The 23215-nt window shown below is 62.8% G+C and carries 26 protein-coding genes; 2 read left to right on the top strand and 24 right to left on the bottom strand.

Annotated elements, in window-relative coordinates; translation table 11 throughout:
* Positions 1-18: 18 nt before the first annotated feature.
* The 20 genes from recO to RR42_RS14125 form a co-directional block, all read right to left on the bottom strand.
* On the bottom strand, positions 19-897 hold the full coding sequence (recO, locus tag RR42_RS14030) for a DNA repair protein RecO (protein WP_043347851.1): 879 nt from the start codon (positions 895-897) through the stop codon (positions 19-21).
* Positions 890-1825 (bottom strand): GTPase Era, encoded by a 936-nt coding sequence (era, locus tag RR42_RS14035; protein WP_043347855.1) that lies wholly within the window; start codon positions 1823-1825, stop codon positions 890-892. Before era ends, recO begins: the two co-directional genes overlap by 8 nt.
* On the bottom strand, positions 1822-2592 hold the full coding sequence (gene rnc / locus RR42_RS14040; RefSeq protein ID WP_020205117.1) for a ribonuclease III: 771 nt from the start codon (positions 2590-2592) through the stop codon (positions 1822-1824). The genes era and rnc overlap by 4 nt, the downstream gene beginning before the upstream one ends.
* Before the next feature lies 1 nt (position 2593).
* Entirely contained in the window at positions 2594-3079 is a 486-nt protein-coding gene (locus tag RR42_RS41750) for a DUF4845 domain-containing protein (RefSeq protein WP_419188859.1), read from the bottom strand.
* A gap of 51 nt (positions 3080-3130) precedes the next feature.
* Positions 3131-4030, bottom strand: coding sequence for a signal peptidase I (lepB, locus tag RR42_RS14050; protein WP_043347859.1), 900 nt, complete (start codon positions 4028-4030; stop codon positions 3131-3133).
* 87 nt (positions 4031-4117) lie between these two features.
* Positions 4118-5911 (bottom strand): translation elongation factor 4, encoded by a 1794-nt coding sequence (gene lepA, locus RR42_RS14055; RefSeq protein WP_043347862.1) that lies wholly within the window; start codon positions 5909-5911, stop codon positions 4118-4120.
* Positions 5912-6184: 273 nt separating this feature from the next.
* Positions 6185-6457 carry a glutaredoxin family protein gene (locus RR42_RS14060; protein ID WP_043347865.1) on the bottom strand — a complete coding sequence of 91 codons (273 nt, stop codon included), beginning with the start codon at positions 6455-6457 and terminating at the stop codon, positions 6185-6187.
* Positions 6458-6471: 14 nt separating this feature from the next.
* Entirely contained in the window at positions 6472-7923 is a 1452-nt protein-coding gene (locus tag RR42_RS14065) for a DegQ family serine endoprotease (protein WP_419188860.1), read from the bottom strand.
* Between the two features lie 151 nt (positions 7924-8074).
* Positions 8075-9148 (bottom strand): MucB/RseB C-terminal domain-containing protein, encoded by a 1074-nt coding sequence (locus RR42_RS14070; protein ID WP_043352097.1) that lies wholly within the window; start codon positions 9146-9148, stop codon positions 8075-8077.
* 8 nt (positions 9149-9156) lie between these two features.
* Positions 9157-9786 (bottom strand): sigma-E factor negative regulatory protein, encoded by a 630-nt coding sequence (locus RR42_RS14075; RefSeq protein ID WP_043347871.1) that lies wholly within the window; start codon positions 9784-9786, stop codon positions 9157-9159.
* A gap of 134 nt (positions 9787-9920) precedes the next feature.
* Positions 9921-10520: an RNA polymerase sigma factor RpoE gene (gene rpoE, locus RR42_RS14080; protein ID WP_006158605.1), complete on the bottom strand. Its 600-nt coding sequence runs from the start codon at positions 10518-10520 to the stop codon at positions 9921-9923.
* 129 nt (positions 10521-10649) lie between these two features.
* The gene (locus RR42_RS14085) at positions 10650-11117 is read right to left on the bottom strand and encodes a hypothetical protein (protein WP_236701913.1); all 468 of its coding nucleotides are present in this window, start codon (positions 11115-11117) and stop codon (positions 10650-10652) included.
* A 52-nt stretch (positions 11118-11169) separates the two neighbouring features.
* The gene (fabF, locus tag RR42_RS14090; protein WP_043347879.1) at positions 11170-12402 is read right to left on the bottom strand and encodes a beta-ketoacyl-ACP synthase II; all 1233 of its coding nucleotides are present in this window, start codon (positions 12400-12402) and stop codon (positions 11170-11172) included.
* A gap of 199 nt (positions 12403-12601) precedes the next feature.
* Positions 12602-12841: an acyl carrier protein gene (gene acpP, locus RR42_RS14095; RefSeq protein WP_009522116.1), complete on the bottom strand. Its 240-nt coding sequence runs from the start codon at positions 12839-12841 to the stop codon at positions 12602-12604.
* Between the two features lie 170 nt (positions 12842-13011).
* Positions 13012-13761: a 3-oxoacyl-ACP reductase FabG gene (gene fabG, locus RR42_RS14100; protein ID WP_043347885.1), complete on the bottom strand. Its 750-nt coding sequence runs from the start codon at positions 13759-13761 to the stop codon at positions 13012-13014.
* A 15-nt stretch (positions 13762-13776) separates the two neighbouring features.
* On the bottom strand, positions 13777-14712 hold the full coding sequence (fabD, locus tag RR42_RS14105; RefSeq protein WP_043347888.1) for an ACP S-malonyltransferase: 936 nt from the start codon (positions 14710-14712) through the stop codon (positions 13777-13779).
* Between the two features lie 72 nt (positions 14713-14784).
* On the bottom strand, positions 14785-15765 hold the full coding sequence (locus tag RR42_RS14110) for a beta-ketoacyl-ACP synthase III (RefSeq protein ID WP_043347892.1): 981 nt from the start codon (positions 15763-15765) through the stop codon (positions 14785-14787).
* Positions 15766-15824: 59 nt separating this feature from the next.
* The gene (gene plsX / locus RR42_RS14115; protein ID WP_043347896.1) at positions 15825-16901 is read right to left on the bottom strand and encodes a phosphate acyltransferase PlsX; all 1077 of its coding nucleotides are present in this window, start codon (positions 16899-16901) and stop codon (positions 15825-15827) included.
* Positions 16902-17224: 323 nt separating this feature from the next.
* The gene (gene rpmF / locus RR42_RS14120) at positions 17225-17404 is read right to left on the bottom strand and encodes a 50S ribosomal protein L32 (RefSeq protein WP_006158597.1); all 180 of its coding nucleotides are present in this window, start codon (positions 17402-17404) and stop codon (positions 17225-17227) included.
* Positions 17405-17523: 119 nt separating this feature from the next.
* Positions 17524-18120, bottom strand: a complete 597-nt coding sequence (locus RR42_RS14125; RefSeq protein ID WP_043347901.1) for a DUF177 domain-containing protein — start codon at positions 18118-18120, stop codon at positions 17524-17526.
* A 248-nt stretch (positions 18121-18368) separates the two neighbouring features.
* Here RR42_RS14125 and RR42_RS14130 point away from each other — a divergent pair, with 248 nt between their 5' ends.
* Together RR42_RS14130 and RR42_RS14135 are read left to right on the top strand one after the other, a co-directional pair.
* Positions 18369-18968: a Maf-like protein gene (locus RR42_RS14130; RefSeq protein WP_043347904.1), complete on the top strand. Its 600-nt coding sequence runs from the start codon at positions 18369-18371 to the stop codon at positions 18966-18968.
* 51 nt (positions 18969-19019) lie between these two features.
* Positions 19020-19751, top strand: a complete 732-nt coding sequence (locus RR42_RS14135; protein WP_043347907.1) for an SAM-dependent methyltransferase — start codon at positions 19020-19022, stop codon at positions 19749-19751.
* Between the two features lie 82 nt (positions 19752-19833).
* Here RR42_RS14135 and RR42_RS14140 read toward each other — a convergent pair whose 3' ends face one another.
* The 4 genes from RR42_RS14140 to RR42_RS14155 all read right to left on the bottom strand — a co-directional run bounded on the left by RR42_RS14140 (position 19834) and on the right by RR42_RS14155 (position 23132).
* On the bottom strand, positions 19834-21003 hold the full coding sequence (locus tag RR42_RS14140; protein ID WP_043347910.1) for a S49 family peptidase: 1170 nt from the start codon (positions 21001-21003) through the stop codon (positions 19834-19836).
* A 63-nt stretch (positions 21004-21066) separates the two neighbouring features.
* The gene (locus RR42_RS14145) at positions 21067-21459 is read right to left on the bottom strand and encodes a Rieske (2Fe-2S) protein (RefSeq protein ID WP_052494627.1); all 393 of its coding nucleotides are present in this window, start codon (positions 21457-21459) and stop codon (positions 21067-21069) included.
* Positions 21452-22111, bottom strand: coding sequence for an HAD-IA family hydrolase (locus RR42_RS14150; RefSeq protein WP_043347914.1), 660 nt, complete (start codon positions 22109-22111; stop codon positions 21452-21454). The genes RR42_RS14145 and RR42_RS14150 overlap by 8 nt, the downstream gene beginning before the upstream one ends.
* Positions 22112-22130: 19 nt before the next feature.
* On the bottom strand, positions 22131-23132 hold the full coding sequence (locus tag RR42_RS14155) for an RluA family pseudouridine synthase (protein ID WP_043347918.1): 1002 nt from the start codon (positions 23130-23132) through the stop codon (positions 22131-22133).
* Positions 23133-23215: the final 83 nt, after the last annotated feature.

Here is a 23215-nt window from a genome sequence, read left to right on the forward strand (position 1 = left end):
TAAAGGCTCGGAAATAAATCAGAGATAGTGCAGGTCGATCAAGATCTGGCGCGTCTTCAGTGGCGCGCCTTGCAAATAATAATGCAGCAGGAAGCGCATCAGGGCACGACTCTGCGTGACAGTTTGCGTACGGCTATAGTCGTCCTGCGACATGTCGAGCAGCGTCCGCCCGGAAACCACCGGCCAGGATGATGGATCGCTGGCCTGGGCGCGACGCACACCCCGCTCGGGCTGGTAGACATAGTCCAGTTCCGGCTCGACCGTCTCGCCGGAATTGGCGCACTCGTCGAAAGCCACCGCGAAGCCGGTTTCCTGCAGCAGCACACGCTCGAAGCCGCGCAGCACCAGGCCAGCCGGCTCGCCGTGCGAGAGCTGGGTCAGCGTGGCCATGTACTGGCGAAACAGGGTAACGTGGGCGTCTTCGCGGGCGCAAAAGCGCAGCAGCAATTCGTTGAGATAAAAACCCGAGAGCAAGGCGTCGCTTGCCAGCGGCAGCATGCCGCCAACCCACTCCGCGCGCGTCAGCGTCTTGACCTCGCCGCGGCCGCTCCATGACAGCGAGATCGGCTGGAAATGCTGGAGTACAGGGCGCAGCGCCGAATGCGGCCGCTTGGCCCCCTTGGCCACCATGGCCACGCGGCCGTGGTCACGCGTGAACACGTCGAGGATCAGGCTGGTTTCGCGGTAAGGCCAGGCATGCAGCACGAAGCCGGGCTGGTTGGCGACGCGCAGCTCGGTGCGCGCCGGCACAATGCGCAACGCGCGATCCATCATCGCGCGTTGCTCCGCCACTGCCATGCCAGGCACGGCATGGCTGCCCAGCAGTTCGGCGGCTTCTTCCACCACCGGGTCAATGCGGCGGGCCTTCAGGGCAGGCCCGCCCGCTCTATCACTCATAGCCGTAGGCGCGCAATCCAGCTTCGTTGTCGGCCCAGCCGCTCTTGACCTTGATGAACATCTCCAGGTAGACCTTGCCGTCGAACAGCTTCTCCATGTCGATGCGGGCCTCCGTGGAAATGGTCTTGAGCTTGGCGCCCTTGTTGCCGATGATCATCGCCTTGTGCCCGTCGCGCTCGACCAGGATGGTGGCAAAGATGCGCCGCAGCCGGCCTTCGGTCTCGAATTTCTCGATGATGACCGTGCTGGTATAGGGCAACTCGTCGCCGGTCCAGCGGAAGACCTTCTCGCGGATGATCTCCGAGGCCATGAAGCGCTCGCTGCGATCGGTCATGGAGTCGGCGTCGTACATCGGCTCGCCTTCCGGCAAGTAAGGCCGGATGATGGCGAGCAGGCGTTCGATGTGATCGTGCGTCTTGGCCGACATCGGCACCACTTCCGCGAACTGGAACTGGTGCCCCATCTTTTCCAGGAAGGGCATCATCACCTCAGCCCGGTCCGCGCCAAGGCGATCCAGCTTGTTGGTGACCAGCAGCACCGGCACTTTCTTGGGCAGCAGCGACAGCACCTTCTCGTCGTCGGCGCCGTAGTAGCCGGCCTCAACCACGAACAGCACCAAGTCCACCGAAGACAGGGTCGAGGTGACGGCGCGGTTCAGCGAGCGGTTCAGCGCGCTGGCATGGCGAGTCTGGAAACCCGGCGTATCGACGAAGACAAACTGGGCGTCCTCGGTGGTCTGGATGCCAACGATGCGGTGGCGCGTGGTCTGCGCCTTGCGAGAGGTGATGCTGACCTTCTGGCCAACCAGCGCGTTCATCAGCGTGGACTTGCCGACGTTGGGACGCCCGACAATGGCCACGGTACCGCAACGAAAGGCTGCGCCTGGGATATCCGCGGCGTCTTGCTGCGGATTGGTAGATTCGGTCATTCCTTCAACCTGAGAGACAACTGGGGATCGGGCGGCACCGGCTGCTTGCGCGTCTTGCCGGTGCGCTCGGCCCGGCTGCGCTTGAGCAACTGGGGCACGAGCTTTTGCACCTCGTCGAGCGCCAGCTTGGCTGCGGCTTGCTCGGCGGCACGGCGCGACGCGCCGGTACCGAACACCCGCACTTCCAGTTTAGGCACGGTGCACTCGACTTCAAACTGCTGATTATGCGCGGCGCCATGGGTGGCGATCACGTTATATTGCGGCAGGGCTATCTTGTGGCCTTGCAGGTACTCCTGCAACAGCGTCTTGGCATCCTTGCCCAGCGTGCGCGGATCCACCTGCTCGAGGATGGGGATGTAGAGCTTGCGGATCAGTGTGCGCGCACCTTCGAAGCCGGCATCGAGGAATACGGCGCCGACGATGGCTTCCAGCGCATCGGCAAGGATCGAAGGACGGCGGAAACCGCCGCTCTTCAGTTCGCCCTCGCCCAGGCGCAGCGCCTCCGACAACTGCAGCATCTGCGCAATTTCATACAGCGCCTGCTGCTTGACCAGGTTGGCGCGCACGCGGGATAGATCGCCTTCGTCGAGCTTGCTGAACATGCCGTACAGCATATCGGCCACGGCGCAGTTCAGCACCGAATCGCCCAGGAACTCCAGGCGCTCGTTGTGCAAGGCACTGTGGCTGCGGTGCGTCAGCGCCTGCTGCAGCAATTCTGGCTTGCTGAAGCGGTAGCCGAGGCGTTGCTGCAAGGCATCGAGGTTCATGTCAGTACTGCGTTCCCGAATAGGTAATCATAAGGCTCAGAGGGCCGTATAACGGCACCTCGTTACGGTAGGAAAAACCCACCGAGCGGATCGTGCCATTGTCGTCCTCCTGAATGTCCAGATCGTCGCTGCGCACAGCGGTGATACGGTCAATCTGTGCCTGCTTGGCAAAATAATCGGCCACTTCGCGCTTGTTGGATGCCTGTTGCCTGGCATAACCGACGGCGCGTTTGACCGAAAAATACTCCAGCAAGCTTGGGATCGCCCTGACCGCCGGGATCACGATGCCTCCGACGACCAAGATGACGATCAGCAAGCTGCCAAGGGAGAATCCGCGCACCTTGTACCGCCCCGCCAGGCGTGCGCTCCCTCTCTTTGAACCAACCTCCCGACGCGATTGATCCGACTGTTCTGCTTGTTCTGCCTGTTCTGCCAGTGCCGGTCGACCAGCCTGACCCTTCTGACCACTCTGACCCTGTTGACCCATGTTGCGCTTTCCCTCGCTTGACTGGAGTGATTTATTCGCGCCGCGGAAGGCTTACTTGAACGCCCCCACGCGTCCGATATTGCCGAGGTTCATCCAGATCAGGAATGCCCGGCCGACAATATTTTGATCGGGCACGAAGCCCCAATAACGTGAATCCAGGCTGTTGTCGCGGTTGTCGCCCATCACAAAATAGTGACCTTGCGGCACCTTGCAGGTCAGCCCTTGCTGATTGTAAGTGCAGTTTTCGCGGAACGGAAAATCGGGGTCCGCGCCGGAGACAAACGGCGGCCGGTCGGCGTCGTTGAGGATACCGTGCTCCGGGCCGTCGGGCAGCTTCTCGCGGAAGTGCTTCGAATACGAAAGCCGTTCTTCATCCAGGTAATCGGGCAGCGGGCTGTAATCGGTTGCCTTGCCGTTGATGGTCAGGCGCTTGTTCTGGTAGCTCACCACATCGCCCGGCACCCCGATCACACGCTTGATGTAGTCGAGGGACTGATCCTTCGGGTAGCGGAACACCATCACGTCGCCGCGCTTCGGGTCGCCGACCGAGAGGATCTTCTTGTTCACCACCGGCAGCCTGATGCCGTAGTCGTACTTGTTGACCAGGATGAAGTCGCCGATCAGCAGCGTCGGGATCATCGAGCCGGACGGGATCTTGAATGGCTCGACCACGAAAGAGCGCAGCACGAACACGGCCAGGATCACCGGGAAGAAGCTTGCCGAGTACTCCAGCCACCAAGGCTGGCGCAGCTTTTCCTCGGCGAGGCGGCTACGCGAGGTGTCGATCTCGCCGACGCCGTAGCGTCCCTGGAGATCAGCTTTGCGCGCATCGAACTCAGCCAGCGCGGACTGGGCGGAAAGCCGCCGCTGCTTCTCGAACACCAGTTTGTCGGCCACCCAGGCAATGCCCGTAATAACCACAAGCACAAAAAGGATCAGTGCAAAATTCATGTCGGCTAGATCGTCGTGTTGTTTTGATAGAGGCCGCGTCAACCACTGCCAGGAGTCTGCCGGCAGCGCCGGCGCGGTCCAGCCGGCTTACTTGTCGCCCACCTGCAGGATCGCCAGGAAGGCCTCCTGGGGAATCTCGACCGAACCCACCTGCTTCATGCGCTTCTTGCCCGCCTTCTGCTTCTCCAGCAGCTTCTTCTTGCGCGAGATATCGCCGCCGTAGCACTTGGCGAGCACGTTCTTGCGCAGCGCCTTAACGTTCTCGCGCGCGATGATGTTGACGCCAATGGTGGCCTGGATGGCTACATCGTACATTTGACGCGGGATGATCTCGCGCATCTTGGATACGACTTCGCGGCCACGGTACTGCGAATTGGAGCGGTGCACGATCACGGACAAGGCATCGACCTTGTCGCCGTTGATCAGGATGTCCACCTTGACCACGTCGGCGGCGCGATACTCCTTGAACTCGTAGTCCATCGAGGCATAGCCGCGCGACACGGACTTCAGCCGGTCGAAGAAGTCCATGACGATTTCCGCCATCGGAATCTCATACGTAAGCTGCACCTGCTTGCCGTGGTAGCTCATGTTGATCTGCGTGCCGCGCTTTTGCGTGCACAGCGTGATCACCGAGCCGACGTAGGCCTGCGGCATGTACAGGTTGACCGTGACGATGGGCTCGAGGATGTTCTCGATGCGGCTCGGGTCCGGCATCTTGGCCGGGTTCTCCACGATCACTTTGGTCTTGTCGCGCATGTCGACCTCGTACACCACCGTCGGTGCGGTGGTGATGAGGTCCATGTCGAATTCGCGCTCCAGGCGCTCCTGCACGATCTCCATGTGCAGCAGGCCAAGGAAGCCGCAGCGGAAGCCAAAGCCAAGCGCCTGCGACACCTCGGGCTCGTACTGCAGCGATGCGTCGTTGAGCTTGAGCTTTTCCAGCGATTCGCGCAGCGCTTCGTACTGGTTGGCTTCCACCGGGTACAAGCCGGCGAAGACCTGCGGTTTGACTTCCTTGAAACCAGGCAGCGGCTCGGCCGCCTTGCGCGCCATCGTGGTGATGGTGTCACCCACCTTGGCGGCCTTCAATTCCTTGATGCCGGCGATCACAAAGCCCACCTGCCCCGCCTGCAGCGATTCGCGCGGCAGCGACTTGGGCGAGAATACGCCGACCTGCTCGACCAGGTGCTGCGAGCCCGTGGCCATCAGCAGGACCTTGTCCTTGGGCTTGAGGGTGCCGTTGACCACGCGCACCAGCATCACCACACCCACGTAGTTGTCGAACCACGAGTCGATGATCAGGGCCTGCAGCGGGGCTGCGGGATCGCCCTTGGGCGGCGGCACGCGGGCGATCATCGCCTCGATGACGTCCTGCACGCCGAGGCCGGTCTTGGCCGAGCAAGGCGTGGCGTCGTGCGCGTCGATGCCGATCACTTCCTCGATCTCGCGGATCGCGTTTTCGGGATCGGCCGACGGCAGGTCGATCTTGTTCAATACCGGCACCACTTCCACGCCGAGTTCGATCGCGGTGTAGCAGTTGGCGACGGTCTGCGCTTCCACGCCCTGCGATGCATCGACCACCAGCAGCGCGCCTTCGCAGGCGGACAACGAGCGGCTCACTTCATAGCTGAAGTCGACGTGTCCCGGGGTGTCAATGAGGTTGAGGTTGTAGATCTTGCCGTCACGCGCCTTGTAGCTCAGTGCGGCAGTCTGCGCCTTGATGGTGATGCCGCGCTCCTTCTCGATGTCCATCGAGTCAAGCACCTGCGCTTCCATCTCGCGATCGGACAGGCCTCCGCAGAGTTGGATGATGCGGTCGGCCAGGGTCGATTTACCGTGGTCGATGTGGGCGATGATCGAGAAATTGCGGATATGGTCCATCTGATGCTCAGGGGTGCGCCGTTTCAGGCCACGAAGTGCCCACGTGGGCACGCCGGGCGGCGCAGCAATTATGAACGGCCTGGAACTGGCGCCCTGCGGGGCGCACGCCGATCCCGGCCGCAGGTTGGTGACGCAGACTTTGCGCCAAAGTGCGATTTTACCGTATTTTCAAGGACTTCCGTATTGCGAAATGGGCCACGGCGCTAGCCCCGCAGCCGAACCAGGCTTCGCCGGGCGCACTTATATGCCATCTGCAGCCCCATTGCCCACCCGTTAGCCAGCTCGCGGCCCCACATGTGCGGCCAACCACGCCCTCACCCGCTTTTCGTCAAGAAAGTAATGGCACAGCTCCACGTCCGGGGCGGCCGGGGACCCGGCCATCAGCACGGGTACCAGCTCGTCGAAACGAGCCATGGCCGCCGGATCCGCATCCACGTCCACCTCGTGCAGGACAAAGGAAAAATCGCGCCGGAGCGGCTCCAGCGCGATGTTCATGTCCTCGCACAGATGGCAGTAGCTTCTGCCATACAGCGTGAGCTCGGCCATGATGGCGGCGGCTGTCAGCGCGAGGACATCGTGCCCGGCCGCAAGGTAAGCACCTGGGTGGCATCGCCGCGGCGCACGAACACCGCTGCGATCTTGGCTCTGTCGAGTCCCTTGACCAGCTCGTTGAACTGCTTGGGGCTGGTCACATCGCTGTCGCCCAGCCGCAGGATGATGTCACCTGGGCGAATGCCGGCGCGCATCGCCGGACCATCCGACTGCTCGACCTCGACCCCCGACTTGATCTTGAGGTCCTTGAGCTTTGCATCGGGAATCTCGTTGACGATCAAGCCAAGCGCATTGGGCTTGGCTGCCGGCGGGGTGCTATCGTCGCGCGAGCCATTGCCACGGGTCTTCACCTTCGCATCCACATCCAGCTCGGCCACGGTGATGGACACATCGCGCGTCGCGCCCTTGCGCCAGAGCTGCAGCGGAACACGCGTGCCCGGCTTGATGTCGCCAACCATGCGCGGCAGATCCGACGCCTTCTCGATGTCGCGGCCGTTAAACTTGAGGATGATGTCACCGGCCTCGATCCCCGCCTTCTCGGCAGGGCCGCCGGGCTCGACGCTGCCGACCAGCGCGCCCCGGGCACGACCCAGGCCGAGTGAATCGGCAACTTCCTTTGTCACATCCCCGATTGCCACCGCGATGCGTCCGCGCGTGACCTTGCCGGTCGCCTTGAGCTGCTCGGTGACCCGCATGGCTTCGTCGATCGGGATGGCGAAGGAGATACCCATATAGCCACCGCTGCGGCTATAGATCTGCGAGTTGATGCCGATCACTTCGCCACGCAGGTTGATCAGCGGACCGCCGGAATTGCCGGGATTGACCGCCACATCGGTCTGGATGAACGGCAGGTAGTCACCGGTATCGCGCCCCTTGGCGGAGACAATGCCGGCAGTCACCGTGTTATCGAGGCCAAAGGGGGAACCAATGGCCAGCACCCATTCGCCAGCGCGAACCTTGTCCGAATCGCCCAGCGTCAGCTTTGGCAGGCCGGTCGCGTCGACCTTGAGCAAGGCGACATCGGTGCGCTTGTCCGAGCCGATCAGCTTGGCCTTGAATTCACGCTTGTCGGGCAGCGTGACGTAGATGGTTTCCGCATCGGCAACCACGTGGGCATTAGTCATCACATAACCATCCTGGCTGATGACAAAACCCGACCCCACGCCACGACTCTGCTCTTCGCCTTGCGGCGGCTGGCCACGGCGCGGGGCACCCGGCGGCGTGGGTGCGCCTGGCATGGGCACGCCAAAGAAACGGCGGAAAAACTCTGCCATTTCGTCATCTTCCGCCCCCCCCGGCGTGCCGCGCGCGCGCACACGCTCGGTGGTACGGATGTTCACGACAGCCGGTCCGGCCTTTTCCACCAGATCGGTGAAGTCGGGCAGGTTATAGGACGGCGCGGCGGCCTGCGCGTGACTCAGCTCCGCGACAAAGGGCGCAAAGGCGAGAATGGCAGCCATGAGCACGGTCCGAGCCAAGGCTGGAGATCTTGGTGACATCGTCGACTCCCGGGAAATCAGCGAAAAGAGGAAGAAAGCACAGGCAGCAGGGTTGCCGATCGGCGGCGGCCCACAGGCGATGTTCACGCCTGCGGCAACACCGCGATCCGGCCTAGTGGGCCTTCGGTGATTTGTATTCTACCGCCGAGGCAAACTGCCTCACCGTGGCCGGCGGGACTTCGCCCACCACCGTGATCCAGAAATCGGCTACGCGGCGTACCACGACCTGCGTGGCACCCAGCGAGGCGACGCCTTCGCGGCGCACGCGCTGCTCGGAAACCGGCTCGATAAACACCGACAGGCCGGTCAAGCCATCGCTGTAGACGACCTGGAGCACTTCGAAGACATTGCCGCGCGGGTTGGCCTGCGGTGCGCGCAGCTCTCCCAGCGGGCGGCGAACCTCGCGGATCTTCAGGAACCCCTTGACCGGAACCGCGATGCTCCAGCCTTCGTCGGCAATATTGGCCGGATGGTTGGTCACCTCATAATGAGTCCAGGAGCCGGAGTTCTTGATGGCCGTGAGAATGCGCTGCTTTTCCGACGGCACGCCGATATCGACTTGCGAGAAAGCAACCTGCTCCAGCACCTTGCCACCTTCGCCCAGGGTCTGTGCACGCATCAGCAAGCCGGAATTCTTCTCGGCCCAAAGCCGCACGGCGTAGCGCGCCGCATCATGCGGCTCGAGCGAAAAAACCTCGCACTCGACACCAGCCACGCGCTCGCCCGGAAGCTTGCGCATATCGTAGATGTCGAGCACATCGCTCTTGTTGGTGGCCAGCAGCGCCGGAAAACGATCCTTGGCCTCCTGCTTCTCCACCACCACCAGCTTGGCCTCGGGAATCAGGCTGTGGACGATGTCGTTCTGGCGCAGCACCTCGCGCGGCTTGCCGTCGAGGGTCTCAAGCCGTTCATACTCGTTGTTGACGAGATCGCTGTAGTGCTGGATACGCGATGCATGCATCACGCTGCCACGCTGATAAATCAGCGTGCCGACATAATTCTCGCGCTGGGCCGCGCGATGGATCTTGTTGAGCCAGGCCGTTGCGTCGCGACGGGCCAGCGTATTGTCCGGCGGCTGCGCAGTTGCCGCAGCCGCAGTCAGACACAAGGCCAGAAAAAAGGACCTGCGAAGGGCCCTGATTCTGTGTGCGCCCGCTACGTTGGCGGGCGACCATCCTTTATGCATGTCCGGCATTATTCCTGCGAATTGTCCTGAGAGAAGTTTGCGCTGTTAGCCACTTGGCGCATGGTCGGCACAACCGCATCGGTGGCAACCGAGACGCGGTGAGCGCGAAGATATTCATCCAGACGGGGATCGCGGATCATCTGCGCGTTATCGGCGGAGACAGTCACGATACCGCCAGCCTTGGGCGCTGCAGGTTGCTCGACACGCGCCACCACCGCATCCGGCGTGCCGAGGTCGGCGGCGCCGCGCATCTGCGGCACGGCTACCCAACTGACGGCGGCCACTGCAGCGGCAATCGCGGTGCTCGGCATGACGCGCCGCACCCACGACGGCTTGAACAGCAGGCGATGAGCCGACGACGCCTTGGCGACGGCGGGCACCAGCACATGCGGCTCACTGTCCAGACGAGCGGAAAACCGGGAAAGAAAGTCATCGGTCGAGCCGGCATGCGTCAGTTCTTCCGAACGCAGGGCATCGCCAATCAATTGATAAGAGGCCCAACTCGCCATGCCTGCCTCACTTTTCGCGAGGTCCAGCACTGCGTTTACTTCGTGCGGCGCCAGCTCGCCATCCATCAGCACGGAGATTTGCTCCGCTGCTTCCTCTTCATGAACCGACTGCTTATGAGCCTGACCCATTTCCCACCCCTAGAAAAACCATTGAACAACCGACAATCCCGTCTACAGCTTTGTCGTTTTTCGATGCAGGAATAGGCTGCAACGCTGGCCGCACGACATTTTATTTACTGCTTACCGCTAGATATCACTACCTGCTACCACCGCTTGCCCTCTGCCGTTCCCAGCAGCGGGCGCAATTTATCGGCAATCGCCTCGCGCGCCCGGAAGATGCGTGACCGGACCGTGCCGATCGGGCAACCCATGGCTTCCGCGATCTCCTCATAACTGAGGCCCTCGATCTCGCGAAGGGTGATGGCGGTGCGCAATTCCTCGGGCAGTGCTTCCATCGCACGGTTGACCGTCTCGGCCACCTGGCGGGTATGAAGCATCGACTCCGGCGTATTGATATCTCTTAGTTGCTCACCGTCCGCAAAAGTTTCAGCCTCTTCGGCATCGATATCACTGGAGGCTTCCGGGCGGCGTCCCTGGGTGGCCAGGTAGTTCTTCGCCGTGTTCACCGCGATCCGGTACAACCAGGTGTAGAACGCCGACTCACCGCGAAATTGCGGCAATGCACGATACGCCTTGATGAAGGCGTCTTGCGCCACATCCTCCACTTCCGCGGAATCCCGCACCAAACGCGAAATGAGCCTGATGATCTTGCGGTGGTATTTCACCACCAACAATTCAAAGGCCCGCTTATCGCCCTGCTGGACGCGTTCAACGAGGAGCTGATCGGCTTCGCGTTCGCTCACGAATATTTCACCTGCAGTGTATCTCTTGGTATCGTCTTCACGACAAACGTTGTATTTTACCTACGTTGCCGGCCGCACGGTCAGTGCGTTGCAACGCATATTGTGAAGAATGGTTGAAATAGCCGCGCATCAGCCAGCCTCGCCGGCCGCCGGGCCTTCGCGGCGCGCAACCCGAATAGTGCGCCTCAGGGCGCGCAAAGCGCCGGCACCGGCAAATGCGCGATTGACCACCAGCACACGTGGTGGCTGTCCGGCTACCGGCTCCAAGGCCAGCACGAGCGCCAGCTCGCCCAGTTCCCAACTGGATTCCACCCTCGCTATCGCGCGGCTGCCGTCCGGCATATCAACCACAATGCCAGGCCGGCCAGTGCGATCCCGCCCTGGCGCAAGGCCGCCGTAGGTACAGGCTGCGCCGTGCCAGAGCTTGGGCCAATGCCAGGCCAGCCAGCCGCACATCCCGGCCAAGCCGCCTGCCAACAGCCACTGCGTGAATTCCCAGCGTTGCACCGAGCGCCCCAATTCCTGCACGCCTTGCGAGGCCAGCAACGCGAACGTTGCCAGCTCGCAGGCGAGGATCAGCACCAAGGCCCACCGCAAGGGATGGGCCCCGACCAAACGCAAAGGGAAAGCCGCCCGGCGGCCGCCGGGTTCAGGCGCGACGGAAGACAAGCGTGCCGTTGGTGCCGCCGAAGCCGAAGTTGTTTTTCACCGCCACATCGATCTTCAGGTCACGCGCCGTATTAGCCACGTAGTCCAGGTCGCATTCGGGATCCTGGTTGAAGATGTTGATGGTCGGCGGCGACACCTGGTGGTGCAGCGCCAGCACAGTGAAGACCGACTCAAGCCCGCCCGCGCCGCCCAGCAGGTGACCGGTCATCGACTTGGTCGAGTTGACAGCCAGCTTGTAGGCGTGATCGCCAAAAGCCAGCTTGATCGCTTCGGTCTCGTTCTTGTCACCAAGCGGAGTCGAGGTCCCGTGCGCATTCAGGTAGCCGACTTCGTCCGCATTGATGCCAGCATCCCTAAGGGCGTTGGCCATGCAGCGGCGGGGGCCATCCATATTGGGCGCGGTCATGTGGTAAGCGTCGCCGCTCATGCCGAAGCCGATTAGCTCCGCATAGATCCGGGCGCCGCGAGCCTTGGCCGACTCGTACTCCTCGAGCATGACCACACCGGCGCCCTCGCCCAGCACGAAGCCATCGCGATCCTTGTCCCAGGGGCGGGAGGCGGCTGCGGGGTCATCGTTACGGGTCGACAGCGCACGCGCTGCGGCAAAACCGCCGATGCCCAGCGGCGAGACGGTGGATTCAGCGCCACCGGCCAGCATCACGTCGGCGTCACCCGCCTGGATCAGGCGGGCCGCAAGGCCGATGCTGTGCAGGCCGGTGGTGCAGGCCGTGACCGCGGCCAGGTTGGGGCCCTTGAGTCCATGGATGATGGACAGGTGGCCCGAGATCATGTTGATGATCGAGCCAGGCACGAAGAACGGGGAGATCCGGCGCGGGCCGCGATTGGTCAGCTCCGCGTGGGTATCCTCGATCATCGGCAGGCCGCCGATGCCCGATCCGACCAGCACGCCAATGCGATCGGCATTGGCTTCGGTCACTTCGTAGCCGCTATCCTTCAGCGCCTGCGAACCCGCTGCGATGCCATAGTGGATAAAGGTATCCATATGGCGGGCTTCCTTGGCCGGGATGTAGTCCTCGGCATTGAACCCCTTGACCTCGCCAGCGAAGTGCACGGCAAGCGCGGAATGATCGAATTTGGTGACGGTGGCAATGCCGGACTTGCCGGCGACCAGGTTGGCCCAGCCTTCGGCAACCGTGTTTCCGACCGGAGACACAAGGCCAAGCCCAGTGACGACGACGCGACGACGGCTCACTATGATTTCCTACGGATACGTGAAGCAAAACCGGATTGGGAATCGATGCCGGCCAAAGGCCAGCAACTGGCTGCACCGGCACCGGCGCAACGCATCCAATTGTGCTTCTGCGAACAGACGAAAGCCACAGAAAACAGCGCAGCGGACCCATAGGCCCACGCGCCTGCCTTCTGTGGCTCGGAATTCAGATACGACAGGCTTAAGCCTTGACGTGTGCAGTGGCGTAATCGATTGCCTGTTGCACGGTCGTGATCTTCTCGGCTTCCTCATCAGGAATTTCCATGCCGAATTCATCTTCCAACGCCATCACCAGCTCAACCGTGTCGAGCGAGTCAGCGCCCAGGTCGTTCACAAACGACGATTCGGTCTTGATGTCTGCCTCGGCCACGCCGAGTTGCTCTGCCACGATTTTCTTGACGCGTTGTTCGATATTGTCCATGTAACCCTCCAGGGAAGTTCGACAAAAAGTGGGCGCATTTTAGCAGGTTTGGGCCATAAAAATGCCCCCCGCCATCTATTGCAAGAACTACGCCCGATCAGTTTTAAAAATAACCACTTCACACAGCTTCTACCGGCTTCTCCCTCGAACCCGATCACTGCGCAAGGCGATCAATTCATGTACATGCCACCATTCACATGGAGCGTCGTACCTGTGATGTAGGCCGCCTGCGGGCCTGCCAGGAAAGCCACCGCATGTGCGATGTCTTCCGGCTGGCCGAGCCGGCCCAACGGGATCTGCGTCTTCAGTGCCGCATGCTGCTCTTCCGACAGAACCTTGGTCATGTCGGTATCGATGAAGCCCGGCGCCACGCAATTGACGGTGACATTGCGACTGCCGATCTCGCGTGCGAGCGCACGGCTCATGCCTTCCACGCCTGCCTTGGCAGCCGCGTAGTTCATCTGGCCTGGGTTGCCGGTCGAGCCGACCACCGAGGTGATGTTGATGATACGGCCGCCGCGGGCCTTCATCATCGGGCGCAGCACGGCGCGCGACAGGCGGAACACCGCCGTCATATTGGTCTCGATCACCGCGCTCCAGTCTTCGTCCTTCATGCGCATGGCGAGCTGGTCCTGGGTAATGCCGGCATTGTTCACCAGCACGCCCAGGCTGCCATGTGCCTTGACCAGTTCGTCGATCAGCGCTTCTGACGCTGCCGCATCATTGACGTTGAGCACGGCGCCACGGCCCTTGCCGCCGGCTGCCGCCAGGTATTCGCTGATGGCAGCTGCACCGGCCTCGCTGGTGGCGGTACCTACCACCGTGGCGCCCTGGGCGGCCAGCTCCAGCGCGATGGCGCGGCCAATGCCGCGCGATGCGCCGGTTACCAGCGCGACCTGGTTTTCCAGAAATTTTGTCATTGCGTTGGTCCTTGTTTACTTCAGCAGCGCCAACGTGTCCTGCAGCGAGGCCGGATCGAAGATCGCTCCGCCCACCAGGCTGCCGTCGATGCGCTTGGTCATGCCCGCCAGCACCTTGCCGGGGCCGCACTCAATCACATGGGTCACACCTTCAGCAGCGATCTTCTGCACGCACTCGACCCAGCGCACCGGGGCTGCGGCCTGGCGGACCAGCGCGTCCTTGATGGCTTGCGGGTCATTGACGATGGCCACATCGACGTTGTTCACCAGCGGAATCGACGGTGCGGAAAACACCATGTCGACCATGCGCTCGCGCAGGCGGTCCGATGCGGGCTTGAGCAGCGACGAGTGGAACGGTGCCGACACCGGCAGCGGCAGCGCGCGCTTGGCGCCACGTGCCTTGGCCATTTCGCAGGCCTTCTCCACGGCACCCTTGTTGCCAGCGATCACCACCTGCAACGGCGCGTTGAAGTTCACGGCCTCCACCACGCCGGCACCGGTCGCCGACGCTTCAGCGCAGGCGGCGCGCACGTCATCGTCGGACAGGCCCAGGATGGCCGCCATGCCGCCCTCGCCAACCGGCACGGCTTCCTGCATGGCTTGTGCGCGAAAACGCACCAGCGGCACCGCGTCAGCGAAGGGGATCACCCCGGCTGCCACCAGCGCGGAATATTCACCCAGGCTGTGCCCCGCCACCACGGCCGGAGCCGGGCCGCCGGCGTCGAGCCAGGCGCGGTAGATGGCCACCGCGGCGGTCAGCATCACCGGTTGCGTGTTGGTGGTGAGGTTCAGGTCCTCGGCCGGGCCTTCGGCGATCAGTCGGCCCAGGTCCTGCCCAAGCGCGGCGGATGCCTCATCCAGCGTGGCACGAACTACCGCATTGCCGGCAAAGGCGTTGAGCATGCCAACTGCCTGCGAGCCTTGCCCTGGGAATACAAAGGAGAATTTCATCGCAATCGAATCGTAAAGATGAATAGCGCCAGGTCGGCGCAACGGCATGACACCACCGCGCCGGCCCGAATATTACATGCGCAGCAGTACCGCGCCCCAGGTGAAGCCGCCGCCCACGCCTTCCATCAGCACGTGATGCCCTGCGTGGATGCGGCCATCGCGCACCGCCACGTCGAGCGCCAGCGGGATCGAGGCAGCCGAGGTGTTGCCGTGCTCATGCACCGTAGCCACCATGCGCTCGGCGGGCAGGCCAAGCTTCCTGGCCGTGCTTTGCATGATGCGGATATTGGCCTGGTGCGGGATCAGCCAGTCAACCTTTTCCGCCGGGAACTGCGCGCCCGCGAGTGCTTCGCGCGCTACCTTGTCGAGCACGGTGACCGCCAGCTTGAACACAGCCTGGCCATCCATGTGCAGGAAGGGGTTGCCGGTGATATTGCCGCCCGCGACGTTGCCCGGCACGCACAGGATATCCACGTGGCTGCCATCGGAGTGCATCGCCGACGACAGGATGCCGGGCTCCTCGGAGGCCGACAGCACGACTGCGCCGGCGCCGTCGCCGAACAGCACGCAGGTGGTGCGGTCGTTGAAATCGAGGATGCGGGAAAACACTTCCGAGCCAATCACCAGCGCATTGCGGTGCGAACCGCTGCGGATGAATTTCTCGGCGGTGGCCAGCGCATAGACAAAGCCGGAGCACACCGCTTGCAGGTCGAACGCCGCGCAGTTGTTGGTGATGCCAAGCTTTTGCTGCACCAGGCAGGCGGTGCTGGGAAAGACGAAATCGGGCGTGGAAGTGGCAACGATGATCAGGTCGATGCTTTGGCGATCGATGCCAGCGGCCTCCAGCGCGCGCTCCGCCGCCTTGACGGCGAGGTCGCTGCTGGTGACATCCGGCTCGGCCCAATGGCGGGCCGAGATGCCACTGCGCGAAAAGATCCATTCGTCGCTGGTCTCGATGCCCTTCTCAGCCAGTTGCGCCGCGATATCTTGGTTAGTGACGCGCCGCGGAGGCAAATAGCTCCCGGTCCCGATGATTTTTGCGTAGCTTGTCATGTAATGTCGGATCGATCGTCTGGCCACGGGTCGTCGCCCGCGGCATCTACATCAAGACCTCAGGCGGCGTGCGGGCTTGGACTGGAATCCTCGGCGCCTGACTGCGGGCCGGTAGCCGGAGTGCTGTTACCTGACTTGTTGGCGAAGGCCTGAATGGTGCGTTCGATCACACCATTCCTGGCCGCATCATACCCGCGTTTGATAGCCCACTCAAAAGCGTGCGCGTCGGCGGAACCATGACTTTTGACGACAAGCCCGCGCAAGCCGAGCAGGGAAGCGCCGTTGTAGCGTGCCGGGTCAAGGCGCCGGGACAATCGCTTGAGTACCGGCAAAGCCAGGACCGCCAGCAGCTTGGTAAACCACGAACGCGTGAATTCTTCCTTGATCATGTTGGCGATCATCTTGGCCAGCCCTTCGCTGCTCTTTAGCGCGACGTTGCCAACAAAGCCATCGCACACCACGATATCGGTGGTGCCCTTGAAGATGTCATTGCCTTCCACGTTGCCGTAGAAGTTGAGTTCCGAAGCGCGCAACAGCTCACCCGCACGCTTGACCACATCGTTGCCCTTGATCACTTCCTCGCCAATGTTAAGCAGGCCGACGCTCGGGCGTTCCTTGTGATCCACCACGGCAACCATGGCCTCTGCCATGCGCGCGAACTGCAGCAGATGCTCGGGCTCGCAGTCGGCATTGGCACCGAGGTCGAGTACCGTGGTACCCCAGCCCTGCTCGTTGGGAATGGTGGTGGCGATGGCCGGCCGCTCGATGCCTTCGAGCGTTTTCAGCACATAGCGCGACACCGCCATCAGGGCGCCGGTATTGCCTGCCGAGATGCATGCGCCAGCCAGCCCCTCCTTGACCTGGGTCACCGCCACGCGCATCGAGGAATCCTTCTTCCTGCGCAACGCCACTTCAACGGGGTCATCCATGGTGATGACTTCGGACGCGGTCACAATGCGCACGCGCGGATGGTCGAGCGCGTGCAGCTTCCTGAGCTGCGGCTCGATGCTGTCCCGCAAGCCGACCAGCACCACTTCGGCGTCGCTATGGCTTGAGAGAAAACTGATCGCCGCCGGTACGGTCACGCAGACACCGTGATCGCCACCCATGCAGTCGATAGCTAGTTTGATCGTCATTGTTTCCTGGTGCAGAAGCGCTGGTCGGCGTGACTTGAAATCCTGGCTCCCGAGCCGGGCAGGCTTGACCCTGACCAGCCGGTGGCAACCCGACGGCACTCCCGGAGCGCTCCACGGCAAGATCTGGCGCAGCCCTCGCCGCCGCGCATGGCACCTAGCCATGCACCCAGCTTGAGCCGGCGGCGCAAATCGGCTCGATGGAAGCCTGCGCTACGGTTTACGCTGCGAGCGCGCAACAAAAAAGCGGCAACGATTTTGCCGCTTTTTTGTTTTTGACCTACCAACGCGCGCGTACGAGACGCAAAGTCACGCCGAACGATCTGTCAGTCGTTCTTGGTCTTGATGACCTTGCGGCCACGATAGTAGCCGTTCGGGCTCACGTGGTGACGCAGGTGGGTTTCGCCCGTGGTCGGCTCCACTGCCAGCGCTGCCGTGGTCAGGTGGTCGTGCGAGCGATGCATGCCGCGCTTGGAGGGCGACTTCTTGTTCTGTTGAACTGCCATGATGACTCCTTCGAGAATTTTTCAATGGTAACACACGCATCCCGCACGAGGCGTAGCCGGGCCCGGCCGGATGCTGATCCTGGTGCCCTCGAACGTTGCCAGATGCCGGCGAACCAGCTTCAGTGCTTCGTTTTCAGGCCAGCCAGCGCCGCAAAGGGCGAAGGCCGTTTTTCTTCTTCCGGCAGAACCTCTGGTTCAGGTTCCGCCTGTCCGTCCACCCCGGTCACGAGACTTTCGTGCACCGTGGGGCAAACGTCATGCTTGGGCGCCACCGGCAAAGCCAGCAGCACTTCATCTTCAATCAGCGTCAGCAGGTCGAAGCGCTTGGAGCCAACAATCACATCGAGCTCGTCGTCGTCCATGGGCGCCGCATCGGCATCCGCCTCGCTGGCGACCACCTCGAAACACATGTCCGTGGCGATGAGCTGTTCGTAGACCTGCAGGCAGCGCTGGCAGTCCAGCCAGACCCGGCCATTCACGGCCAGGTCGATGAACAGGCGCTCCACCGCGGGCTTGCCGGGCTCGCTCGCCTCTTCCTCGACAAAGCCGGAAAGCGCGTAGCTGAACACCTCGTCCGGCGCCGACGCTGGCGCTTGCGCCGCAGTCTCGGCTATGATGCGCGGCAAATCGCGTGCGGCAACTTCGCCGGTGGCGTCGTCGCCAGCGCGGCAAAACGCAAAGAGATCGAGCGCGCGCAGGTCAATCGGCTGGGTCATGTCTTATCGTGCCGTCATGCCGGGAGGCATCCCGGAGGATCGCGGCTTCGACGCTTTTTTACGTATACCTGACACATGCCCGTATACGCACCGTCGAAACGTGACTCGGAAACCACACAACACCGGAAAAAGCACGGTATTGCGCCGGACTTGCTTGGCTAAACGCGAGATTATACGTCGATTCTGCTGCCGCGGTCAAAATTTCGGAAGACGGCCATTCGCCGCTTTCCCTTTTCGCTCAATTACTTATGCCGCAAACTTCCCGCCCCACCCTGATCCTGGGTTCCAGCTCACGTTATCGCCGCGAATTGCTGGAGCGCCTGCGCATTCCTTTCGAGGTGGCGATTCCGGACATCGACGAAACCCCGCAGCCTGGCGAAAGCCCCGAGGCCACCGCGCTGCGGCTCTCCCACGCCAAGGCACAGGCCATTGCTGAGCGGCATCCCGGCACCCTGGTCATCGGCTCCGACCAGGTCGCCACGCTGGACGGCAGGCAGATCGGCAAGCCCGGCTCCCACGAGAAGGCCCTGGCGCAATTGCAGTGGATGCGCGGCCGCACCGTCACTTTTCACTCCGCGTTGTGCCTGCTTGACAGTCGTAACGGCGAGGCTCAGCTGGCGGATATCCAGACGCGCGCGACTTTCCGCGACCTTCCCGACCAGGAACTGGATGCCTACCTGCGCATCGAGCGGCCTTATGATGTCGCGGGCAGCGCAAAATCCGAAGGATTGGGCATCGCCCTGCTCTCGCATATGGAGTCCGACGATCCCACCGCGCTGGTAGGCCTGCCCCTGATCGCGCTGACCAATATGCTGCGCCAGGCCGGCTACCCTTTCTTCCAGGACTGAGGGCTTCGCCCACCTTGCGCCAAGCCACAGAAGACAAATGAGAACCCAAGCATGAGCGGCACCCTGTACCTGATCCCCAACACCCTGGGCAAACGCGACGAGTTCGACCCGCTCGCGGATGTCATTCCGGCTGGCGTGCAGCAGATCACGGCCGGCCTGGACTACCTCGTAGCGGAAAACGCCAAGACGGCACGCGCCTTCCTGAAGAAACTCAGCGAAACCTGCCCGCTGGCCAAGCCAATCCAGCAGATCGAGATCCGCGAACTCAACGTCAATACGCGGGAAAGCGAACTGGCCGCCCTGCTGGCACCGATCCGCGAAGGGCGCGACGGCGGCTTGCTGTCGGAAGCCGGCGTGCCGGCGGTGGCCGATCCCGGTGCCAACCTGGTGCGCCTGGCTCACACCAAGGGCGTGCGCGTGCGCCCGCTGGTGGGCCCGAGCTCGATCCTGCTGGCCGTGATGGCGTCCGGCCTCAATGGCCAGAGCTTTGCTTTCAACGGCTACCTGCCGGTGGATGCCGGCGAGCGCGCCAAGCGCCTGCGCGAGCTGGAGCAGCTATCGCGCAAAGCGCGCCAGACCCAGGTCTGGATCGAGACGCCGTACCGCAATGGCCCGTTGCTGGAAGCCATGCGCCAGCATTGCGCAGGCACCAGCCTGCTGTCGATCGCGGTAGACCTGACCTTGCCAAGCGAGACGATCGTCACGCTGCCCATCTCCGACTGGCGCCCGGAGCGGCTGGCACTGAACAAGCGCCCGGCCATCTTCTCCTTGCTGGCAGCCTGAGCGACGGCCGGCAAACGAGGAAACAAACGAAAAATGGGGCGTTTGCGCCCCATTTTTCTGCTCCGAGTTCAGCCCGGCCGGCTTAATGCATAGCCTGCACGCGCGTGCCGAACAGCATGGTCTTCATCACCGCCGTGCCCATCGCCGCGCCGAAGCGCTTGGCTACCCGCTCCGCAATATTCTCCTTGACGGTGTAGTCGACGATGTCCTCGGCCTTGAAGAGATCCCGCGCCACGTAGTCCGCGTTACCCAGGCCGTCGGCCAAGCCCAGCTCAACGCTGCGCTCGCCGGACCAGAACAAGCCGGAGAACAGGTCCGGATCGTCCTTCAGGCGATTGCCCCGGCCTTCCTTGACCACGTCGATGAACTGCTGGTGGATCTGCTTGAGCATGGTTTCGGCGTATTGTTTCTGCCTCGGCACCTGCGGCGAGAACGGGTCGAGCATGCCCTTGTTGGCGCCGGAGGTATAGAGCCGGCGCTCGACACCCAGCTTGTCCATGAGCCCGGTAAAGCCAAAGCCGTCCATCAGCACGCCGATCGAGCCGACAATGCTAGCCTTGTCGACATAGATCTTGTCGGCCGCCGCCGCCACGTAATAGCCGCCCGAGGCGCAGATCTCCTCCACCACCACGTAGAACGGCTTGGCGGGATAAAGCGTCCGCAGGCGCCGGATCTCGTCATTGATCATGCCAGCCTGCACCGGCGAGCCACCCGGCGAGTTGATCTTGAGGATAATCCCGGCGGCATTGGTATCGGCAAACGCGGCTTGCAGGGCTGCATTGATCGATTCAGCGCTGGCCGGAGTCCCGGCAGCAATCTCGCCGTCGAGCGACACCATTGCCGTATGGCGACCGCTCGTGGCAATGGTGCCGTCGCCCTTGAAGTCAAAAACGGCAAAGAAAATCAGCGCTAGCAGGGCGAGCCCGGCGAAGCGGAAGAATATCCGCCAGCGGCGTGCCGCGCGCTGCTCGCGCAGCGTCGCCATCAGCACCTTTTCCAGCACATCCCGCTCCCAGCCTGTCCCCGTGGGGACCGGGCCGACGTCACGGCCGGCCATGCGCGCCTTGCGCTGGCCGGCTTCTTTCTGCGAAGCAGCATCTCCGGCGCGCAACTCCTGCTCCAGCGGGTAATCGGCCTGCGAAGCGGTTTCCAGCCGATCATCCCCCGCCCCGGGCGCCCCGGCGCTGGCCGAAGCCACCGGTTCCTGCGCCTTGCCGGATTCGTCCTGCGGCGGTTTTTGCTGTTCAGTCATGCAGTTGGCTCTTGATTATGAATAGATAGGCGGGCCGGGGGCACCGGGCCTGCCGGCTGCCCGCTAGCCCGCGGGTGCTTCGTATGGACTTTCCGGCAGCCAGTACACATTGCCATCGCGCTCTTCGACGCGCAGCTTGGCCAATGAAGCGCCCCGGCAGGGGCCGCCCACGCACAAACCACTGTCCGGCGCATAAACCGCGCCATGTGTCGCGCACATCAAGTATAGGCCCGAGGACTCGAAAAACTGTCCCTCCTGCCAATCGAGCTCCATCGGCACATGGGCGCACTGGTTCAGGTAGCCGTGGACAGCCCCCTCGAAGCGCACGACAAACGCGCTCACGGGGCGCCCACCCACTTCGACCACAAAACGCACCCCGACGCCACCGTCAGCCAGGTCCTCGCCCGCACACAGGTGACGCTCGCCGGTCATCCCCCGGCCCGTTGCGTCAAGCATGCGCCAGCAGCCAGTCTTTCAGGTCGGCGATGGACGACGCGCAATGCAGCGGCGCCATCGCGCGCAGGGCGTCCGCGGGATGCGCGCCGTAGCCCACGCCGATGCCCGCCGCGCCGGCTTTGGCCGCCATCTGCAGGTCATGGGTGGTGTCACCGATCATCACCGTGCGCTCCATGTCCTGCCCCAGTTCGCGGGTCAGCTCTTGCAGCATGGCCGGGTGGGGCTTGGAAAAGGTCTCGTCGGCGCAACGCGTGCCGTCGAACGAGCGCACAAGGCCAGTTGCTTCCAAGGCGCGCTGCAGGCCGACGCGGGTCTTGCCCGTCGCCACACCGAGGAAATAATGCTCGGCGCGCAAGGCTTCCAGCATCTCTCGCACCCCATCGAACAGCACCAGTTCGGCGTCGCGGGTCAGGAAGTGGAAACGGTAGCGCTCGGCCAGCCGGGGATAGTCGGCGGGATCGAGCGTGGGCACGGCGTACGACAGCGCATCCTTGAGTCCCAGCCCGATCACGTGGCTGGCGGCGCTGTCGTCGGGCACCGGCAAGCCGAGGTCGCGGCTGGCCAGCTGGATGCATTTGGCGATGGTCGGGGTGGAATCCATCAGGGTTCCATCCCAGTCGAACACGATCAGGTCGAAGCATTGCCTGGCCATGAATATCCTTGTTAGCGCCTTAGTCAGCGGCGCGCTGGTTACGGGCTTGCTGCAGGAACGCTTCGCACTCCGGCGGCATGGGTGCAACGACAGTGGTGATTTCCCCACTTATCGGATGCGTGAATGTCAGGCTGTGCGCGTGCAGGAACATGCGCTTGAGCCCAGGATTGGCGCCGCTGCGGGCCAGCGCCTTGTTGAGGGCGTAATCGCCGTACTTTTCGTCACCCAGGATCGGGAAGCCGGAATGCGCCAGGTGGACCCGGATCTGGTGGGTCCGCCCTGTCTTCAGCTCGGCCTCGAGCAAGGTGTAGCCTGGCATGACCTCGAGCCGGTTGAACACGGTATGCGAGGCAATGCCATCTTCCTGCACCCGCACACGGCGCTCGCCTTCCGGGGTGGTGTACTTATATAGCGGGAATTTCACGTGCTGCCGGGCATTCTCGAAATGTCCAGCCACGCAGGCGAAGTAGCGCTTGTCCAGCGCACTGCCGCGCATCTGCTCATGCAGGTTCACCAGCGCCGTACGCTTCTTCGCCAGCACCAGCAGGCCGGAGGTCTCGCGGTCGAGACGGTGCACCAGCTCAAGGAACCTGGCCTGCGGGCGGGCGCGCCGCAATTGCTCGATCACGCCGAATGCCACGCCGGAGCCGCCATGCACGGCCACGCCGGCAGGCTTGTTGATCACCAGCAGGTATTCATCCTCGAAGACCACCGGAAAACTGGCCGGCGGCACGAACTTGCCGGCATCAGGTGCCGAAGCCGCCACACGCATTGGCGGAATCCGTACCACGTCGCCCAACTGCAGACGATAGGTGGCGTCGACCCGCCCCTTGTTCACACGCACTTCGCCCGACCTCAGGATGCGGTAGACATGGCTCTTGGGCACCCCTTTCGAGAGCTTCAGGAGGAAGTTGTCGATACGCTGGCCATCGGCTTCGTCGCCAATCGTTACATACGCCACCTGGGGCCCGGCCGCGGCGGGCCGCACCTCTTTTTCAATTTGATGGCGTAACTCATTCATTTTCAATATAATTTCCTCGCTGTTCCGGCCAAAGACCGGCAGCGCAAGTCAGGTGTAGGCGATTCGTCGTATTTTACACTTCG

Source organism: Cupriavidus basilensis, assembly GCF_000832305.1.
GTDB classification, from domain to species: Bacteria; Pseudomonadota; Gammaproteobacteria; order Burkholderiales; family Burkholderiaceae; genus Cupriavidus; species Cupriavidus basilensis_F.

Bases quoted from the DNA above. Each gene is read 5' to 3' on its own strand.
- era (WP_043347855.1), bottom strand. From the start codon at position 1,825: ATGACCGAATCTACCAATCCGCAGCAAGACGCCGCGGATATCCCAGGC.
- RR42_RS41750 (WP_419188859.1), bottom strand. From the start codon at position 3,079: ATGGGTCAACAGGGTCAGAGTGGTCAGAAGGGTCAGGCTGGTCGACCG.
- rnc (WP_020205117.1), bottom strand. From the start codon at position 2,592: ATGAACCTCGATGCCTTGCAGCAACGCCTCGGCTACCGCTTCAGCAAG.
- lepA (WP_043347862.1), bottom strand. From the start codon at position 5,911: ATGGACCATATCCGCAATTTCTCGATCATCGCCCACATCGACCACGGT.
- fabG (WP_043347885.1), bottom strand. From the start codon at position 13,761: ATGACAAAATTTCTGGAAAACCAGGTCGCGCTGGTAACCGGCGCATCG.
- RR42_RS14150 (WP_043347914.1), bottom strand. From the start codon at position 22,111: ATGGCCAGGCAATGCTTCGACCTGATCGTGTTCGACTGGGATGGAACC.
- fabD (WP_043347888.1), bottom strand. From the start codon at position 14,712: ATGAAATTCTCCTTTGTATTCCCAGGGCAAGGCTCGCAGGCAGTTGGC.
- RR42_RS14145 (WP_052494627.1), bottom strand. From the start codon at position 21,459: ATGCTTGACGCAACGGGCCGGGGGATGACCGGCGAGCGTCACCTGTGT.
- RR42_RS14060 (WP_043347865.1), bottom strand. From the start codon at position 6,457: ATGGCCGAGCTCACGCTGTATGGCAGAAGCTACTGCCATCTGTGCGAG.
- recO (WP_043347851.1), bottom strand. From the start codon at position 897: ATGAGTGATAGAGCGGGCGGGCCTGCCCTGAAGGCCCGCCGCATTGAC.
- RR42_RS14125 (WP_043347901.1), bottom strand. From the start codon at position 18,120: ATGACCCAGCCGATTGACCTGCGCGCGCTCGATCTCTTTGCGTTTTGC.
- RR42_RS14065 (WP_419188860.1), bottom strand. From the start codon at position 7,923: ATGGCTGCCATTCTCGCCTTTGCGCCCTTTGTCGCGGAGCTGAGTCAC.
- RR42_RS14070 (WP_043352097.1), bottom strand. From the start codon at position 9,148: ATGCATAAAGGATGGTCGCCCGCCAACGTAGCGGGCGCACACAGAATC.
- RR42_RS14135 (WP_043347907.1), top strand. From the start codon at position 19,020: ATGAGCGGCACCCTGTACCTGATCCCCAACACCCTGGGCAAACGCGAC.
- acpP (WP_009522116.1), bottom strand. From the start codon at position 12,841: ATGGACAATATCGAACAACGCGTCAAGAAAATCGTGGCAGAGCAACTC.
- RR42_RS14075 (WP_043347871.1), bottom strand. From the start codon at position 9,786: ATGGGTCAGGCTCATAAGCAGTCGGTTCATGAAGAGGAAGCAGCGGAG.
- RR42_RS14155 (WP_043347918.1), bottom strand. From the start codon at position 23,132: ATGAATGAGTTACGCCATCAAATTGAAAAAGAGGTGCGGCCCGCCGCG.
- rpmF (WP_006158597.1), bottom strand. From the start codon at position 17,404: ATGGCAGTTCAACAGAACAAGAAGTCGCCCTCCAAGCGCGGCATGCAT.
- lepB (WP_043347859.1), bottom strand. From the start codon at position 4,030: ATGAATTTTGCACTGATCCTTTTTGTGCTTGTGGTTATTACGGGCATT.
- RR42_RS14140 (WP_043347910.1), bottom strand. From the start codon at position 21,003: ATGACTGAACAGCAAAAACCGCCGCAGGACGAATCCGGCAAGGCGCAG.
- RR42_RS14130 (WP_043347904.1), top strand. From the start codon at position 18,369: ATGCCGCAAACTTCCCGCCCCACCCTGATCCTGGGTTCCAGCTCACGT.
- plsX (WP_043347896.1), bottom strand. From the start codon at position 16,901: ATGACGATCAAACTAGCTATCGACTGCATGGGTGGCGATCACGGTGTC.
- RR42_RS14110 (WP_043347892.1), bottom strand. From the start codon at position 15,765: ATGACAAGCTACGCAAAAATCATCGGGACCGGGAGCTATTTGCCTCCG.